This is a genomic window from Olsenella phocaeensis (genome assembly GCF_048189965.1).
In the GTDB taxonomy this organism is placed as follows: Bacteria; Actinomycetota; Coriobacteriia; order Coriobacteriales; family Atopobiaceae; genus Olsenella_I; species Olsenella_I phocaeensis.
This window is the reverse complement of the sequence record NZ_DBEZHV010000005.1, coordinates 80,117-96,335: the sequence shown is the minus strand read 5'-3', so window position 1 is coordinate 96,335 and position 16,219 is coordinate 80,117. Positions and strand designations below refer to the sequence as shown.

Sequence of the window (16,219 nt, the reverse complement as noted above, 5' to 3'; positions counted from 1 at the left end):
CATGCGGGCAAAGACGTGCCCGTGGCCCGATGGGGGAGGCGAGGCCGCCACCGGGTCACGTCGCCAGTACCTGGTCATCGACCTCAAGAGCTTCTATGCTTCGGTCGAGTGCGTCGAGCGCGGGCTTGACCCCATGACCACCAGGCTCGTGGTGGCCGACCCCACACGCACGAGCAAGACGATATGCCTGGCGGTCTCGCCCGCGCTCAAGGCCCTGGGCGTCCGCAACCGCTGCCGCGTGTTCCAGATTCCGCCCTCGATCGACTATCTCATGGCGCCGCCCCGGATGTCGCTCTACATCGAGCGCTCGGCTGACGTCTATGCCGTCTACCTGCGTTACCTCTCTCCCGACGACATCCATGTCTACTCCATAGACGAGGCCTTCCTGGACGTGACGGGCTACCTCGAGCTCTACGGCTGCAGCGCCCGCGAGCTGGGCGAGCGGATCCGCGCGGACGTCGTGAGGACGACGGGCATACCCGCCGCCTGTGGCCTGGGGACCAACCTCTACCTCGCCAAGGTCGCGCTGGACATCACGGCGAAGCATGACCCTGGCTTCTTCGGCGAGCTGGACGAGGAGGGCTACCGCGCCACGCTCTGGAACCACCGGCCTATCACCGACTTCTGGCGCGTGGGGGCGGGTACGGCCCGGCGGCTCTCCGAGCTGGGCATCCATACCATGGGGCAGGTCGCCAGTTACCCGCGTGAGCTTCTCTATCGCATCTTCGGCATAGACGCCGAGCTGCTCATAGACCATGCCTGGGGCAGGGAGCCCGTCACGATCGCGGACATAAAGGCCTATCGGTCCCAGAGCAAGAGCCTGAGCAGCGGGCAGGTCCTGGGCGACGACGTTGGCATCGAGGGCGGCTTGGTGATCGCGAAGGAGATGGCGGATGCCCTCGTCCTCGAGCTGGTAGAGAGGGGGCTTGTGGCCTCGTCCCTCTCTCTTGCCCTGGGGTATCGCCTTAACGGCAGGGAAAAGGCCGCCCTCACGTCCAGCCACGCCACGGCCGAGGGCGAGCACGGGCGGCGGGTGCGCTGGGGGGAGTTCGCGGATGGCGGCTCCGTCCGCCTTCCCGCCCCCACGAGCTCGCTGCACCAGGTTTGGGCTGCGCTCGAGCCGCTCTTTCGTCAGGTGGCAGACCCGGGTCGGCCCATACACCGGCTCACCCTGACCCTGGGTGACGTGCACGGGGCGGTCGAGCGCGGGCTCCAGCTGAGCCTCTTCCAGGGGGAGGGGGAGTCACCGCGCGAGCGGGCACGCCAGGAGGCGGTGAGCGCGGTCAAGCGGAGGTTCGGCAAGAACGCCCTTCTGAGGGGGCTCGACCTCCTGCCCGACGCGACGGCGCGCGAGAGAAACGCGCAGATAGGGGGCCATCGCAGTGGATGAGTTCTATCTGAGGCACCCGCGCATGCCGCTTTCCGAGCGTGCCAAGATCTTCATTCCCTTCGAGCCCCTCAAGGGCTTCAGGGAGGTCCTGGATGAGCGGGAGCGACGGCTCACCCTGAGCGTTCGGCCCGAGCTCTCGGACGAGCGGGGCGCGGAGCTCTCCCGCCGGCTTGTCGACCTGGGGAGGGGAGATGCCGTCGTCGTGCGCTATCACGCGGAGGGTGAGACCAGGTCGGCCGAGGGGCCCTTCCTCGGCCTCGACGAGGGGCATGGCCTCCTGCTGGTGGGAAGCCTCCGGGTCCCGCTCGCCTCGGTGGTGGGCATCGAGGGGGTGCGGGACCTTCCAGAGTCCCCATAGGTGGGGTTCCCGCACTTTGGAAGTCGGGGCGGTACGGCAGCAAGTGCGTGGGAATACTGGGTACAGGAATCGACGTGCGACGGAGCCGCCTTGGCGTGGTTCGCACGAGAGAGGGGGTCGTGACGTTGCTCAGGCTCGTTGCCATAGAGGCGGGAATGCTGGGGCCAACCAGGCAAGGCGTTGCGTCTGCGGAGGAGCTGGACGCCTTGGGACGCCTGGAGGCGCTTGGGGCTCGCGTCGTCCTCCTCTGCGGGGGTGGCAGGGAGGAGCTCTCTGCGCTCCTGGGCGGCAGCCGGGACCTGGCGCCCTTAGCCGTCCTGGACGGCGGCGCGATGGTTCTGGACGGGGGCCGCGCGTTCCCGCCTTCCGAGGCGCGGGGCTTCGAAGGCGCGGTGGGCTGCCTGCTCGCGACGCATGGGCTCGGCTGGGAGGACGCTGCCTTCCTGGGGGAGTCCGCCGCGGGGCTTGGCTGCATGCTCCGGGCGGGGTGCTCCGCCACCTGCGAGGACGCGCCGGGAGTGGCTCTGGAAGCAGCCCGCTACGTGATCGGCCCCCGGAGCGAGGGAAGCGTCGCCTCCGCCCTGGGGGAGTTCGCGGACGGCATCGAATGGGGAGAGGAGCCCTCGTTCGTGCGTCGCGAGAGGGAGGGACGCCCGGGCCTTGGCGACGGCGAACCACTGGGAGAGCCGCGACGCGGTGGGGTGGCCCTCCTCCTGCTGGGCCTCGTCGTTGCCCTGGCGGCCGGTAGGTTCATGCTCGTCTCGCTCGAGCGTGGGGTCGTTCTGGCCCTGTCGTCGGTGCTGCTTGCCCTTGTCGGAGTCGCCCTCTTCTACTTGGGCGTCGGTCGCATCCGGGATGCCAGGGGGCCTGGCGGCAGGGCCTGAGCCCCCTCTCGCCAAGAGGCGCGTCCCCATGGCCGAAAATGCGGCGGCCCTAAACCTCCCTGTGTCATGATGGGGCCGGGAAGGGGGTCCGTGTGGCATTCATCGAGTTCAGGGACGTATGCAAGACCTACAGGATGGGCGACGTGGAGGTGCGGGCCGTCGACGGGATGAGCTTCTCCATCGAGCGGGGCGAGCTCGTCGTCATCGTGGGACCCTCCGGCGCGGGCAAGACGACCGTCCTCAACATGCTGGGGGGCATGGACTCTTGCAGTTCTGGGACGATCGAGCTTGACGGACAGCTCGTGAGTGGCATGGGGGAGCGAGAGCTCACCCAGTACAGACGGCACGACATAGGCTTCGTCTTCCAGTTCTACAACCTGGTGCAGAACCTCACCGCCTTGGAGAACGTCGAGCTCGCCAGCCAGATCTGCCGCGACCCTCTGCCTGCGGCCAGGGTTCTCGAGCAGGTCGGCCTGGCAGGCCGCGCGGACAACTTCCCCTCACAGCTCTCTGGCGGCGAGCAGCAGCGCGTCGCCATCGCCCGTGCCCTGGCGAAGAACCCCAAGCTACTCCTCTGTGACGAGCCGACGGGCGCCTTGGACTTTCGGACGGGCAAGCAGGTCCTCAAGCTCCTGCAGGACAGCTGCAGGGTGGACGGGCGCACCGTCGCCATCGTGACGCACAACCTCGCTTTCACGGGCATCGCCGACCGCGTCATCCGCGTGCGCGAGGGGCGTGCCCAGAGCATAGAGACGAACGAGTGCCCTGTCGACGCGCTTACGGTGGAGTGGTAGCCCCATGCCGGGTGGGCCCGACAAGGCCAGGTCGACGCGCCGTGGGAGGCGCCTTGCCTTCTGGGTTGAGCTCGCGCGCGGCGTGAGGGGCTCCCTCGGCCGCTTCCTCGCCATCATGGGCATCGTCGCGCTGGGGTGCGGGTTCTTTGCCGGCCTGCAGGCGAGCGGTGCGGACATGAGGCTCGCCGCCGACCGTTACTACGACGAGACGAGGCTCTGGGACCTGCGAGTCATCAGCACGCTGGGGCTCGACGTCGCCGACCTCGAGCGTCTGGCGGAGGTCGACGGCGTCGAGGACGTCATGCCCTCGCGCTCCGTCGATGCCATGGCCCGCCTGGGCGACGAGCAGCTTGCCGTCCGGATCAGCTCGATTAGGACGGGAAGCGCGGAGTCATCGAGGCAGCTGGGCAGCGGCTCCGTCGAGTCGGACGACGACTCCTACCTGAACAGGCTCCTTCTGAGGAGCGGTCGCTGGCCCGAGGGTCCGGACGAGTGCGTCGTCTGCTCCGACGCCCCGGTGAAGGCAGGTGAGGGCCAAAAGGTCGACGTCCTCTACGGCGGCAAGGGCTTCGCGGACCTCTTCGAGGCGCGCAGGCTCGAAGTCGTGGGCACGGTCAGCTCCCCCGACCATCCCTACACGGGAAGCCTTGGGTCGACCAAGCTGGGAAACGGATCGATCGAGCAGCTCGTCTTCGTCGGCGAGGAGGCCTTCAAGGACGCGAGCCCCTACAGCGAGGCATATCTGACGGTGAGGGGCGCACGCGAGGAGCTGAGCGAGTCGGACGCCTACTTTGACGTCGTGGGCAGGGTGAAGGCGGCGCTCGAGGGGAAGGCCAGCGTTCTCGAGCGTGAGCGCCAGGAGGACCTCAGGACGAAGGCCCAGTCGGAGCTCGACGAGAAGTGGGCGGAATACGAGGAGCAGCACGGCGAGACCTACGGGAAGCTGGCTGAGGCGAAGGCGGAGCTCGACGATGCCGAGAAGAGCATGTCCAGCGGTCAGGCGTCGCTCGACGCGGGCCAGGCCGAGTACGAGGAGGGCCTCTCCACCTACCTCGACCAGAAGGCGGACGCCGAGCGACAGCTCGCGGACGCCCAGGAGCAGATAGACGAGCAGCGCGACCTCCTCGACCAGAAGGAGGCCGCGCTCGTGGCGGCAGAGTCCGAATGGAGGGAGGGCTACGACGCCCTGTCCTCAGCCCTTGCGCCACAGGGGATGGGCGGGAGCGCCTTGGAGCTCCTCGCGGCCCTCGACGACCGCCTTGCCCAGTTGGCCTCGGCACGCGAGCAGCTCGAGGCCTTGAAGGCCCAGAGGTCCCAGATCGAGGAGGCGGCCTCGCAGCGGGAGGCACTCGTGGGGGGCATAGCTCAGGCGAGATCTGCCGTGGAGCGGCTCGAGGAGGCCAAGGAGCTCCTGCAGGAGGGCTTCACGCCCCAGATGCAGGAGCAGCTCGACCAGGCGAGGACGCAGCTCGAACAGCTCGAGCAGAGTCTGGCCGGGCTCGATGCCAGCGTGGCGTACCTTCCGGAACTCGAGGCCGGCATCGCCACAATCGAGTCCCAACTTCCCTCGGAGCAGGAGCTCGAGGCACTTGCGGCCGCCCGCGAGTCTGCTGCGAAGCTCGTGGACTCCGAGTCCCGACTCGTCGAGGGGCGACGGCAGCTCGAGGACGGAAGGGCGCGCCTCGACGCCGGGCAGGCCGAGCTCGACCAGAAAAAACGTGATGCCAACGAGTCTTTGGCCAGCGCAAAGGACAAGCTCGACGCAGCGGCGCGGGAGCTGGCCTCCTCCCGCCAGAGGCTGGACGACGCGCGGGCGCGTTACGAGGAGGGGCTGGCGGAGTATCGCAGCGGTAAGGACAAGGCTGACAGGCGCTTCTTTGACGCCCGCAGGCAGCTCGAGGACGCGCAGGAGAAGATCGATTCCATCGAGCTGCCCGACTTCTACGTGCTCGACCGCGGCCAGAGCGAGGGGGCGGCGACCTACAACGCGGACAGCAAGCGCATCGACTCCATAGCCAACGTCTTCCCCCTCTTCTTCTTCCTCGTGGCGGCGCTGGTGTCGCTCACCACCATGACGCGCATGGTGGAGGACGAACGCATGCAGATTGGCAGCTACAAGGCCCTGGGGTACGGCAAGGCGCAGATCGCGCTCAGATACCTCCTCTATGCCGGGCTCGCGGCGGGGACGGGAGCCGTCCTGGGGATCGCGCTCCTCTCCCAGCTCCTGCCCCACATCATCATGAGCTCGTACTCGATCATCTACGCGCTACCGCCGCTGGGGTTCCCCCTGCCTGTCGAGCCGCGCTCCGCCCTCCTCGCGGGCGGCCTGGGCGTGGGCGTGACCCTCCTGGCGACCTGGGCGGCCGTCATCAGCAGCCTGCGCGAGACCCCGGCGTCTCTCCTCCTCCCGCGTGCCCCCAAGCCTGGCAAGCGCATCCTGCTCGAGCGCATGGGCCCCCTCTGGGCGCGCGTCTCGTTCTCGTGGAAGGTGACCCTGCGCAACCTCTTCCGCTACAAGCGCCGCCTGCTCATGACGGTGATCGGCATATCGGGGTGCGCCGCCCTCCTGCTCGTCGGGCTGGGACTGCACGACTCCATATGGGACATCATCGACAGGCAGTTTGGTCCCATCGTCCATTACGACACCACGGTGGGCCTGAGCGCCTCCGCCGACGAGCTGGACGTGAGCTCGGTCGTCGACTTCCTCGAGTCCACGGGCGAGGTGGAGGACCTCTGCCGCGTACAGGAAACGAACATGCAGGCTACGGGCCCCGGGGAGGGCAGCTCTGCCACCGACACCACGCGCGTGAGCGTGGTGGTCCCCCGCGCGTCCGCCGAGTTGCGCTCGCTCGTGAGCTTCAGGGAGCGTCTGGGCGGCGCGCGGGTCGACTTCACGGACGACTCCGTGCTGGTGAGCGAGAAGCTCGCCACCCTCTGCGGCGTCGGGGTGGGGGACCAGGTCACCGTCTACGAACAGGACGAGGTGGGCAACGCCGTGGGCGAGGGCCTGCGCCTCACGGTGACCGGCGTGGTCGAGAACTACGTCGGGAACTACGTCTACGTGGGGCGCGGTGCCTGGTGGCGCGCGCGGCAGGAGGTCCCCGCCTTCTCGACCATACTCGCCAACTGCACGAAGGACCCGGAGGCCCGCAGCCAGATCGCGCGCGAGCTGCACGGGTGGCACGAGGTCTCCACCGTGCTCTTCAGCGAGGAGACGATAGACACCTACCGGAGCATGCTGAGCGCGGTGAACGCCGTGGTCGTGGTGCTCGTCGTATCTGCGGCGGCCCTCGCCTTCATCGTGCTCTACAACCTGACCAACATCAACATCGGGGAGCGCGTGAGGGAGATCGCGAGCCTCAAGGTCCTGGGCTTCACCCGGCGCGAGGTATACGCCTACATCTTCCGCGAGATCTGGATCCTCTCGCTTCTGGGGGACGTCCTGGGGATGTTCCTCGGGGCCTGGCTCGAGAACTTCGTCGTCACCACCGCCGAGGTCGACTACGTCATGTTCGGCCGCGAGATACACCCGCAGAGCTTCGCCGTCGCCTTCGCGCTCACCCTGCTGTTCACGGGTCTGGTGCTCCTGGCGATGCGCCACAAGCTCGACGGCGTCGACATGGTCGAGTCGCTCAAGAGCGTCGAGTAGCCGAGGCCCCGCGCCCGCCCTGGGCAGGCGCGGGGTCCATTGCGGGGCAGTCCCTACCTGCCCAGGGCCTCGATCCTGCCCAGGAGTTCGCTCCCGCGCTCGTGGAGCATGAGGGCGCTGCCGTGGCGGGCGAGGGAATCGGACCCATGGTTGGCGACGAAGCCCATAAAGGTGGGGTCGACCGCCAGGTGGGTGACGAAGACTAGCAGCTCCTGGCCCTCGCCGAAGCAGCCGTCGAGGAAGTCGAGGGCGTGGTCGAGTCCCCGGGCGCAGCTCGTGGCCTCGGCCTCGAGCTCGCGTGCGTGCTCGTCGAGTCGGGACGACAGCCGCTCCGCCACGCGTTGCGCGTCCGTCTCGGGGCGCCGCTCGGACTCTATTCGGGCGAGAAGCGCCCGCAGCCCCTCGAGGAGCTCCTGGCGCCCGGCGAGCCTCAGGAGCCTTCCCTCGGGAACCCCTCCCTTGGAGCGTGCCTCCGCAAGCTCGTCCTGGGCCTTGGCCGCAAGCGCCGCCAGCCTCCCGGCTCCTCCCTGCGCGGCGGGCGTACCGGCGTCCCCCTCGCGCAGGCCGAGCTCCGATCTCACGTCGGAAAGGGCGAGCTCCCGGGCATCGACCGCGTGTGCCTGGGACACCAGCGCGTCCAGGAGGAGGTTCACCAGCGCGACGCGCTCGTCGAAGGGCGCCCTGGCCGCCCTACCGCAGATGTCCTCGCCCGCGCTTCCGGAAAGTATGTCCGCGACCTTGTAGTCGTCCTGGTACTTCTCGAAGAGCCTGAGGTAGAGCGAGAAGTCCTCGCTGACCTGCTTGTCCTGGAGGTACTGGGAGACGAGCTCCTGGCCCGTCTCGATTCCCTCGTGGGCGTAGGCGAGGAGCATGCGCGAGAGGTCCTCCCAGCCCCGTGCCGTGACCATGCGCGTCCCGTTCACGCTTGCGCGCACCTTGTAGAAGTTCGCGGGCTTGCTGGAGAGGTAGGTGGTGATGGCCGGGTGCACCCCATGGGTGACGGCGTAGTCCATCCACACCTCGAAGTCGGGCTCCACGTCGATGCGCTTGAGGCGGTCCATCATCGCGGGGTCGAACTCCCGCGCCGCCCGGTTGTACTCCGGTGGGTTGCCGGCGCAGACTATGGCCCAGCCCTCAGGCAGGCGATGCTGGCCGAAGGTCTTGTATTGGAGGAACTGCAGCATGGCGGGCATGAGCGTCTCGCTCGCGCAGTTGACCTCGTCCAGGAAGAGGATGCCCTCGTTGACGCCCGTGGCCTCGATGCTGTCGTATGCCGCCGCGACGATCTCGCTCATGGTGTAGCGGCTCACGCGGTAGGTCCTGCCCCCAAACTCCGCCTCGGCGATGTAGGGGAGCCCTAGGGCGCTCTGTCGCGTGTGGTGCGTGATGGAGTACGAGACGAAGTTGACGCCCAGCCTGTCGGCGACCTGGGCCACCACGGCGGTCTTGCCCACGCCGGGAGGGCCCATCACTATGATGGGCCGTTGCATCTGGGGTGGCACGAGATAGAGCCCGTGCTCGTCCTTTGCCAGGTAGGCCCTGACGGCACCCTCGATCTGTTCGGTCGCCGATCGTATGTTCACGTTTCTTCCTTCCTCGGAGCGCGTCTGGCTCCCTGTCGCGCGCTTGCCCGCCTGGTCGTGCTGGCGCTCGCTAGTAGATGGAGAGCGACTCGAACTCCCCGGGATGGAGCGTGATCTGCAACGCCCAAGGTGGCACCAGCTCGGGACGGTGGTCCTCGTCGTAGAAGACGAAGGTCGTCTTGTAGGGCGGCATCCGGTCGGGGTAGATGCCCCAGCCGTCGGTGAAGTAGATGAGGCCCTGCAGGTCGTCGAACTCCCCGTTGGCGAGGAGGTCGTTCACGTAGCGGAAGGCGGGGCGGAAGTCGGTGCCGCCGAAGCCCCTGAGCTTGATGTCGCGCCTCCAGCGGTCGAGGTCCGCGACGGAGGATATCCGCACGTCGCTCTGCACGCGCAGGTCCGCCTGGATGATGTGGATGTTGGTGCGGGCGGCCCAGCTTGACTCGCTGCTGAGGACGTCGAAGCTGGCATCGACGAACTGCTGCACCACCTCGCGCGTGACCGAGCTCGAGGTGTCTATGACCAGGGCGAAGTCGCGGATGCGCCGCTCGTCCCTGAACTCGAGTGGCTCGACGAGGGGCGTGTCTCCATAGAGTTCGAGTCCGTAGGTGTAGAAGACGTAGTCGAACTCGTCCTGCGAGAGGCGCATCTCCTCGTTCTGGACGGCGAACTGCCGCAGGAACTCGCGGTAGTCCACCCGTTCGTGGGAGGAGACCTCGAGCTCGCCGACGAGCCCTCCCACGCGCTGGCCGCTCTGCCTCGAGAGAGTCTGCAGGTCTACGCGGATCGACTTGTCCTGCTCCCTCCATTCCTGCTCCCGCGGTGCGCTCTCAGCGGCAGGGTCGCGGGCCGGTGCCTGCTGGGGGCGCGGGGAGCCGTGGGCAGGACCCTCGGCCTCGGAGGGCCCCTCTCCCTTGACGTCCCCCTCGTCCTCGTCCCAGATGCCGTCGCGGTAGTCGCCCCCGCTCCCGTGCCCGTCCGAGCCTGCGGAGCCCTGGTCCTGGCCCTGCGAGCTCCTGCGGCGTTGGGAATCCGCCTGGCCGTCGGAGGGGCCGTCCTGCGCGTCCGCCCCGTCGCCCTCGTCGGTGGGCTGGTCTGCCGCACGGGGGTGCCAGGGCGCGTGGTCGTCCACGCGGAAGAGCTCCTCCCAGACCTCGCGCATGTTGTCCCAGCAGTCCCTGCGCAGGCGCCCATAGAGCCTCTCGGTCGTGACGCGCCCTTCGAAGGCGTCGTGGAGCTGTTCCATCACCGCGGCGATTTTCTTCCCGCGCTCTCCCTCGCGCGGGCCCACCAGCTCGGTGGAGAGGCCCTCGGCCACGATGTCGGCGGCGAGGTCCCATGACCTTGCGTCCACGCTGGCGTCTACGAAGGGATGCAGGAGCAGGCAGTGCACGAAGAGGTGGGCGATCTCGTGGACGGGGGGCTCGTGCGTGGCGCGGAACTCGTCGAGGATGCGGGTGGGGTCGTACCAGAGCGTCCCGCCATCGGTCGAGAGGGACGTGCCCCCCAGCTCCCGGGGCGCCAGCTCGAGCAGGCCCATGCTGGAGGCGAGGAAGGGGTTCTGGGCGAGGAGGGCGTCTCGGGCGAGCGAGACCACCTCCAGCGCGAGGGCGTCCCTCTCGCCTTGGGCCCCATCGTCTTCCCCTGCGTCAGGGAGAGGCCCGGAAGGAGTCGAGACGATGTGGCTGGGCTGGGACGACGCAAGGCCCTTGACCCTTCGCGAGGGGTTTGGTCCCACGTCGTCCCCAAGGGCTTGCCTGGCGGCCGCGGGCCGCAGGGCCGCCGCGTCGCCCACCCCCTTGAGCCGTGCCAGCAGCCAGGCTACGGCCTCGGCGCGGCCCGCCTCGCTTGCCGCCCGGATGGCCTCCCGGAGGTTTCGCTCGGTCATGGTGCGCGGCCAGGATTCGAGCAGCCCGAGCTCGTCCAGGAACGAGTTTCTGGCGCAGCAGACCAGGACGGCACGGTTCTGCTCCTCGCTGCCCGCACTGAGCAGGGGCACCATCGAGCGCAGCAGCTCGCCGTCCTCGCGGAGCCACCCGAGGGCGACCAGCCTTCCCAGGAAGACCTGGGGTTCCGTTTTGCAGACGAAGGCGACGATGGCCGGGTCCGCCCGGGGGACTATGAGGTTTCCCAGGACGTGCTCGATGTTGGAGTCCCCCATGCCGCGCTCGCGATGGAGCTCGAGGAGCCTTTGCGCAAGCCCCAGGCAGGTTCCGGCCACATCCTCGTCGCGCCGGTCGGCATGGCGCAGGGCCTTCCAGGCCTTGACGGCGCTGGCGCGCAGCAGGTCGTCGAACACCGTGGCGTCAAAGAGCCCCTCCTCGGCCAGGCGTGCGACGAGCCCGCAGCTGGCGGCGAGGTCGACCTCTGGCGCATAGGGCGGCCCGGCGAGCTGCTCCCTGCCCGTGAAGGGCTCGAAGACCTCGGTCGAGACCGTGGGGTCCATGTTGTTCACGAAGAGGGTAGGACTCTCTCGCACGAGGTCGAAGCGGGTGAACACCCCCTCGTGGGGGAGGAGGGAGCGAATCGCGCGCGGGTGCCGGACGCCTCCCAGGAGGTCCACGCCCCGGGAGAGGAGCAGGCGAGCCACGTCCTCGCGGGCGCAGCGCAGGGCCAGCGCGAGCGCCCAGCCGCTGTAGGCGAAGTCTCCCGAGAAGGCCTGCCAAACTGCCTCCACCACGGAGGCGTCCGCCATGCAGCAGGCGCGCTCCAGGAGGTCCACCGCCTCTTGGGCGGAGAGCTCGCGCCGCACGTCGGCGAGGGCACGGCATGCCGTCGCCGCACGGGAGGAGTGACCGCTCCGGATGAGCTCGCGCACCTGCTCGAGCATGTCTCGTGCGTTGCGTTCCGCGCTCGCCTGGGCCATGTCCCTCCCTTTTTTGGCTTACTATCTCACACGAGACTCGCCCCGCGTCCGCGCGGTTGGCCGACGCTGGGAGAATTCGCATGATACGACTCGTTCTTTGCGACATGGACGGCACCTTGCTGCCCTTTGGGCATCAGGAGGTCTCCGCGCGGACGCTTGCGGCAATCGAGGCGCTGCGACGGGCGGGAATCGGCTTCGGCCCGGCAAGCGGGCGCGAGCTCGAGGACGTGATGGGCTTCTTCGGCAAGGGAAGCGTCACCATAGAGAACGGCATCCTCGCCAATGGCAAGTACGTCTTGGCGGGTGGCGAGGTGGTGTACAGGCGGGAGCTCGACCGCCATGCGCTCCAGAAGGTCGTCGACTACGCCGCGAGCCAGCGTGACTGCGGCCTGGTGACCCATGGGCCGGCCCGTTCCGACGGGAGCGCGGAGCGCCTGCTCCTGGGGGCGAGCGCCGAGGAGGCGGCGGGGATGCGCACCAGCGAGGGCGGGCGCGTGGACGTCACCCTTGCCCCCGAGCTGCCCGACTGCCCCATCCTCACGGTGGGCTTCCTCTGCAGCGGCTCCACCACGAGGTTTGCAGAGGTCCGCCAGGAGCTTGCCGTCGCGGCGCCGGAGTTCGACTTCGTCTCTCCCGCCCCCGGCTTCCTGGACGTCATGCCCCGCGGCTGGAACAAGGGCACGGCACTTGACCTCCTCCTCGAGGCCCTTGGGCTCGCGACGGACGAGGTGGCGTTCTTCGGGGACTCCGAGAACGACCTCGCCCTCATGCGTCGCCTTCCCAACTCGGTCTGCGTGGAGAACGGCAGCGACGAGGCGAAGCGAACGGCGAGCTTCCACATCGCCCGCGACCTCGACGACGCTCCGGCACGGGTCATGGAGGCCATCGCGCGGAGCGGAGGAGACCTGGCCATTCCCGACGAGGTCTCGAGGGACTAGGTGGCTCGCCCTCCCGTGGCGTTTGCAAAAGGCCCCTCTCCAAACAGGGCAGGCAGGAGGGCATGGCGCAACTTCCTTGTCGCCTGCGGCCTTGCCGTCGCCCTGGGCGTCCTGGCCACCGCCCCCTATGGGGTGCCCGGGGCGCAACCCATGGCAGCGAGGTCCCAGACGTCCCCCTCGGAGGACGGCGATCCGGGGACTTCCGTCGATGCCGCGGCGACGGAGCCGGGCGCTCTCGCCTACACCAGCTGGTCGGAGCAGGAGAGCCCCAACTACGTTCGCCTGGTCGGCACGGCCGAGGTCGCAGAGCCGCTCGAGCCGGGGAAGGTCGTCTACGAAGGACTGGACGCGCTGGGGAGGACGGGTCGCGTGCGCGCGTGCATCACGCGTCAGATGATGGACGAGGGTCGTGCCAGGGCGCGTTCGCGCTCCCTCCCAGACCCATCCGGGTGGCCCTCCCACAACGAGGAGGTATCCATCGAGCTCCCTGACGGGCGCATCTACCACGGCTGGTTCTGGAACCGCAGCCACCTGCTCGCCAAGTCCCTGGGCGGGAGCGACGAGCTGCAGAATCTGGTCTGCGGGACGAGGATGCAGAACGTCGGCGCCAACGACGGGCAGGGCGGAATGGACATGTTCGAGTCGGCCATCCGCAGCTGGCTGAAGGTGTATCCCGACGTGAGCGTCCAGTACGTGGCAACGCCCCTCTACGAGGGGGACGAGCCCATCTGCCGCTCGGTCATGGTGGACGTCCTCTCGTCTGACGGGCAGATCGACGAGCGTCTCGAGGTGTACAACGCCGCGAAGGGCTACCGGATCGACTACCACACGGGCGAGTTTGCCAGCGTCTCCTAGCTGGCGTACCCCGCTTGCCGCTCCCTTCTGCCGTCCGTGCATATCTTGTCCTGGAAGGCATCCGGAAACCTATCCCTGGACTCACGATCACACATTCCAGGTTCACTTCCTTGCAAGGGGGAGCTCATGCTGCGCAGGCTTTGGAAGGGCCGGGCGTTCGGCTTTGCGGGGAGCGTCTTTCGCTGGGCTTGTACGGGAGCCTGTCTCCTCTTCTCATTTTGCTTCCTTCCCAGTCTTGCCTCGCTGCTCTTCGTTTTGGCGGCGTTCTTCCTTGCTCCGGTGAAGCAGCTATCGAACCGGCTGCCTCACCTTCATCGAGGAGACTTCGACGCGCCCGCCTGGGCACGTAGGGCGGGACGCTACTGGCTACCGGCAGCCCTCGCCCTCTTCCTTACGGCCTGCTACTCCGCAGGGGCGAGCACTGTCCAAAACAGCGGGGAGGCTCCCTCGACGGAGGAGCGGACGGACGAAATGCAGGCAAGGCTAGATGCGGTGAATCTCACCCCTACGACTGGGGTGCTCGAGTACTCCGACCTTCCCGTTGATCCCCTGGCTCTCGTGAGATGCTCCGACAAGGGCGCGGAGGTCTCCGCCTCTGGCGGTATCGACCTTAGGAGGCTCGGGCGACAGGAGCTGAGCTATGTCATCCACCTGGGCGACAAGGCGAAGGAGCAGAACGTCGCCTTCGAGGTGCGTGACACCCGCGCTCCCAACATCACTCTCGCACAGGACGTGCTGGGGATTGTGCAGGGGGATGGCCTCGACGTGGCCTCCAACGTGAGTGTCACGGCAGATCCGGTGGATGGGGCTCTGCCACGCGTGGAGGAGGAGCCAGTCCCCAAGGGAAGCCAGGATGGGAAGAACTTCTACGAAGTGGGCTGGTACCTCATCGACGGGTCGGTTGACACCAACGTTCCGGGCAGCTACGAGCTCGTGGTCAGAGCTTGCGATGCAAGCGGAAACAGCGCCAAGAAGTCCTTCAGAGTCGAGGTGTCCTCCAAGCCAGAGGAGAAGTCCCCCGATGCCTCCACGGCCCAACAGGAGGTCTCATCAGCCCAGGAACCGACTTCGGTAGTTTCCGCGTCAGAGCCCCAGACCCAGACATACGTGCTCAACACCCATACCCACAAGTTTCATCGCGAGGGATGCCGCGACATTAGCTGAATGAAGGACAAGAACAAGAAAGTCGTGGAGTCGACGCGCGAGGAGCTCATCGCCCAGGGGTATAGCCCCTGCGGCCACTGCAACCCCTAGCGGAATCTCCCGCCTAGCTGTCGGCACATGGCTGCGTCTGAGAATGACCTGCCCTCTTCCCTTGTGGGGAGTTGCCACGTGCGCATTCTATTTTTAGAATGCGCACCCCCATATGCCGACCTGGCATTTTGAGACGAAGCGCGCATTCTAAAAATAGAATGCGCGCTTCGCTGGCAATCCGTGCGAGGCGCTCGAAGCGGGCGCCCCAGGGCAGCCGGGAATTGGCCAGTGGCTCGCGGCCCATAGTCCGCGGCCCGCCGTGGCCCGCGGGTTCGGCCGTCGCCGGCGCTACCTGCGCTCGGGCACGCGGGTCATCAGGACGAAGCCGATGACGAAGAGCACGACGATGGACAGCACGCCCAGAGACCCGCTTCCCGTGACCGCCGTCATGGTGCCCACGATGAAGGTTCCCAGGATGGCGGCGTACTTGCCGAAGATGTCGAAGAAGCCGAAGTACTCGTTGGCGTGGTCCTTGGGGCAGAGCTTTCCGAACTCGGAGCGCGAGAGCGCCTGAAGCCCGCCCTGGAAGAGCCCCACCATGATGGCGAGGAACCAGAATTCGGCGGCGCTGCGGAGGAAGAAGGCGGCAAAGAGCGTGATGAAGGTGTAGCCCGCGATGCCCACCAGGATCATCTTGCGGGTGCCCACCCGGCTGCCCAGCTTGCCGTAGGCGATGGCCGAGGGGAAGGCCACGAACTGCGTCACCAGCAGGGCGAGCACGAGCTGGGTGCCGTCGATCCCGAGGTCGGACCCATAGCTCGTGGAGAGCTTGATGATGGTGTGCACGCCGTCGATGTAGAAGAAGTATGCCAGCATGTAGGTGCGCAGGGCCTCGTCTCCGCCGATGCAGCGCAGGGTCGAGCCGATGCCCCGCACTGCCTTGGAGAGGGCGTGGCTCTCGAGCGGCTTGTAGTGGGTCTGCTCCACGTCGCGCAGCATCGGGATCGTGAAGGCGAGCCACCAGGCCGCGGTGACGGCGAACGAGATCTGCATGGAGGTCTGCAGCGCCAGGCCCAGCCGCTCGCGCAGGAGCACGACGGCGAGGCAGACCACGAAGGGCACGCAGCTGCCGATGTATCCCCAGGCGTAGCCCTGGCTCGAAACCTCGTCCATGTGCTCGTCGGTGGTCGCATCTACCAGGAGCGCGTCGTAGAACACGATCGACGAGTTGAGCATCACCGACGAGATGACGTACACGACCAGGAAGGCCATCGCGTTGGTGGGGAACCCCATTCCCACGGTGGCGACGACGCCCGTGAGCACCGTGCCCAGGACGAACTTCTTCTTCATGCCCTGCATGTCGGCTATGGAGCCGAGGATGGGCATGAGCAGGGCTATGACCAGGGAGGCGACGGTCTCCCCGTAGCTCCAGGCCACGAGCGCGGGCCCATCGGCCAGCGACTTGAAGTAGATGGGGATGACGCTCGTCGCGAGCAGCACGAGGGCCGAGTTGCCAACGTCGTACATGATCCAGCTCTTCTCGGCCTTCGTGAACCTGGTGCGTGCCATCTCTGCTCCCTCCCAGCAGGGCCCATCGCGCATTTCTTGCATATTGTATGTGCGCCCTCGTACGCGATCCCCGCCGCTCAGGCCCAACGGCCCCTCACCAGGGCTCTGCGGCGGGGCCGGGGCACCCGGTGGGCACGGGTCC

11 protein-coding genes are annotated in these 16,219 nt (G+C 67.7%); 8 read left to right on the top strand and 3 right to left on the bottom strand.

Going from position 1 to position 16,219, the window contains the following annotated elements; all coding sequences use genetic code 11:
- The first annotated feature begins 1 nt into the window (after window position 1).
- The 5 genes from ACMPH2_RS01965 to ACMPH2_RS01945 all read left to right on the top strand — a co-directional run bounded on the left by ACMPH2_RS01965 (window position 2) and on the right by ACMPH2_RS01945 (window position 7,075).
- A complete protein-coding gene (locus ACMPH2_RS01965) occupies window positions 2-1,390 on the top strand; it encodes a Y-family DNA polymerase (protein WP_417118480.1) in 1,389 nt (462 codons plus the stop codon).
- Entirely contained in the window at window positions 1,383-1,748 is a 366-nt protein-coding gene (locus ACMPH2_RS01960) for a hypothetical protein (protein WP_417118479.1), read from the top strand. Before ACMPH2_RS01965 ends, ACMPH2_RS01960 begins: the two co-directional genes overlap by 8 nt.
- A 119-nt stretch (window positions 1,749-1,867) precedes the next feature.
- Window positions 1,868-2,632, top strand: a complete 765-nt coding sequence (locus ACMPH2_RS01955; protein ID WP_062531345.1) for an HAD family hydrolase — start codon at window positions 1,868-1,870, stop codon at window positions 2,630-2,632.
- 92 nt (window positions 2,633-2,724) lie between these two features.
- Entirely contained in the window at window positions 2,725-3,426 is a 702-nt protein-coding gene (locus tag ACMPH2_RS01950; RefSeq protein ID WP_009279045.1) for an ABC transporter ATP-binding protein, read from the top strand.
- Window positions 3,427-3,430: 4 nt separating this feature from the next.
- Window positions 3,431-7,075, top strand: coding sequence for an FtsX-like permease family protein (locus ACMPH2_RS01945; RefSeq protein ID WP_417118478.1), 3,645 nt, complete (start codon window positions 3,431-3,433; stop codon window positions 7,073-7,075).
- A 53-nt stretch (window positions 7,076-7,128) separates the two neighbouring features.
- Here the strand turns inward: ACMPH2_RS01945 and ACMPH2_RS01940 are convergent, their stop codons facing one another.
- Complete coding sequence (locus ACMPH2_RS01940; protein WP_009279047.1) at window positions 7,129-8,658, bottom strand: ATP-binding protein; 1,530 nt, start codon at window positions 8,656-8,658, stop codon at window positions 7,129-7,131.
- Between the two features lie 70 nt (window positions 8,659-8,728).
- A complete protein-coding gene (locus ACMPH2_RS01935; RefSeq protein ID WP_417118477.1) occupies window positions 8,729-11,521 on the bottom strand; it encodes a DUF2201 family putative metallopeptidase in 2,793 nt (930 codons plus the stop codon).
- 80 nt (window positions 11,522-11,601) lie between these two features.
- Here ACMPH2_RS01935 and ACMPH2_RS01930 point away from each other — a divergent pair, with 80 nt between their 5' ends.
- The 3 genes from ACMPH2_RS01930 to ACMPH2_RS01920 all read left to right on the top strand — a co-directional run bounded on the left by ACMPH2_RS01930 (window position 11,602) and on the right by ACMPH2_RS01920 (window position 14,478).
- Window positions 11,602-12,459: an HAD family hydrolase gene (locus ACMPH2_RS01930; RefSeq protein WP_417118476.1), complete on the top strand. Its 858-nt coding sequence runs from the start codon at window positions 11,602-11,604 to the stop codon at window positions 12,457-12,459.
- Window positions 12,460-12,609: 150 nt separating this feature from the next.
- Complete coding sequence (locus tag ACMPH2_RS01925; protein WP_417118475.1) at window positions 12,610-13,314, top strand: DNA/RNA non-specific endonuclease; 705 nt, start codon at window positions 12,610-12,612, stop codon at window positions 13,312-13,314.
- A gap of 471 nt (window positions 13,315-13,785) precedes the next feature.
- On the top strand, window positions 13,786-14,478 hold the full coding sequence (locus tag ACMPH2_RS01920; RefSeq protein WP_417118474.1) for a hypothetical protein: 693 nt from the start codon (window positions 13,786-13,788) through the stop codon (window positions 14,476-14,478).
- 378 nt (window positions 14,479-14,856) lie between these two features.
- On the opposite strand, the gene ACMPH2_RS01915 is transcribed toward ACMPH2_RS01920, so the two are convergent.
- A complete protein-coding gene (locus tag ACMPH2_RS01915) occupies window positions 14,857-16,077 on the bottom strand; it encodes an MFS transporter (protein WP_009279052.1) in 1,221 nt (406 codons plus the stop codon).
- Between the last annotated feature and the right edge of the window lie 142 nt (window positions 16,078-16,219).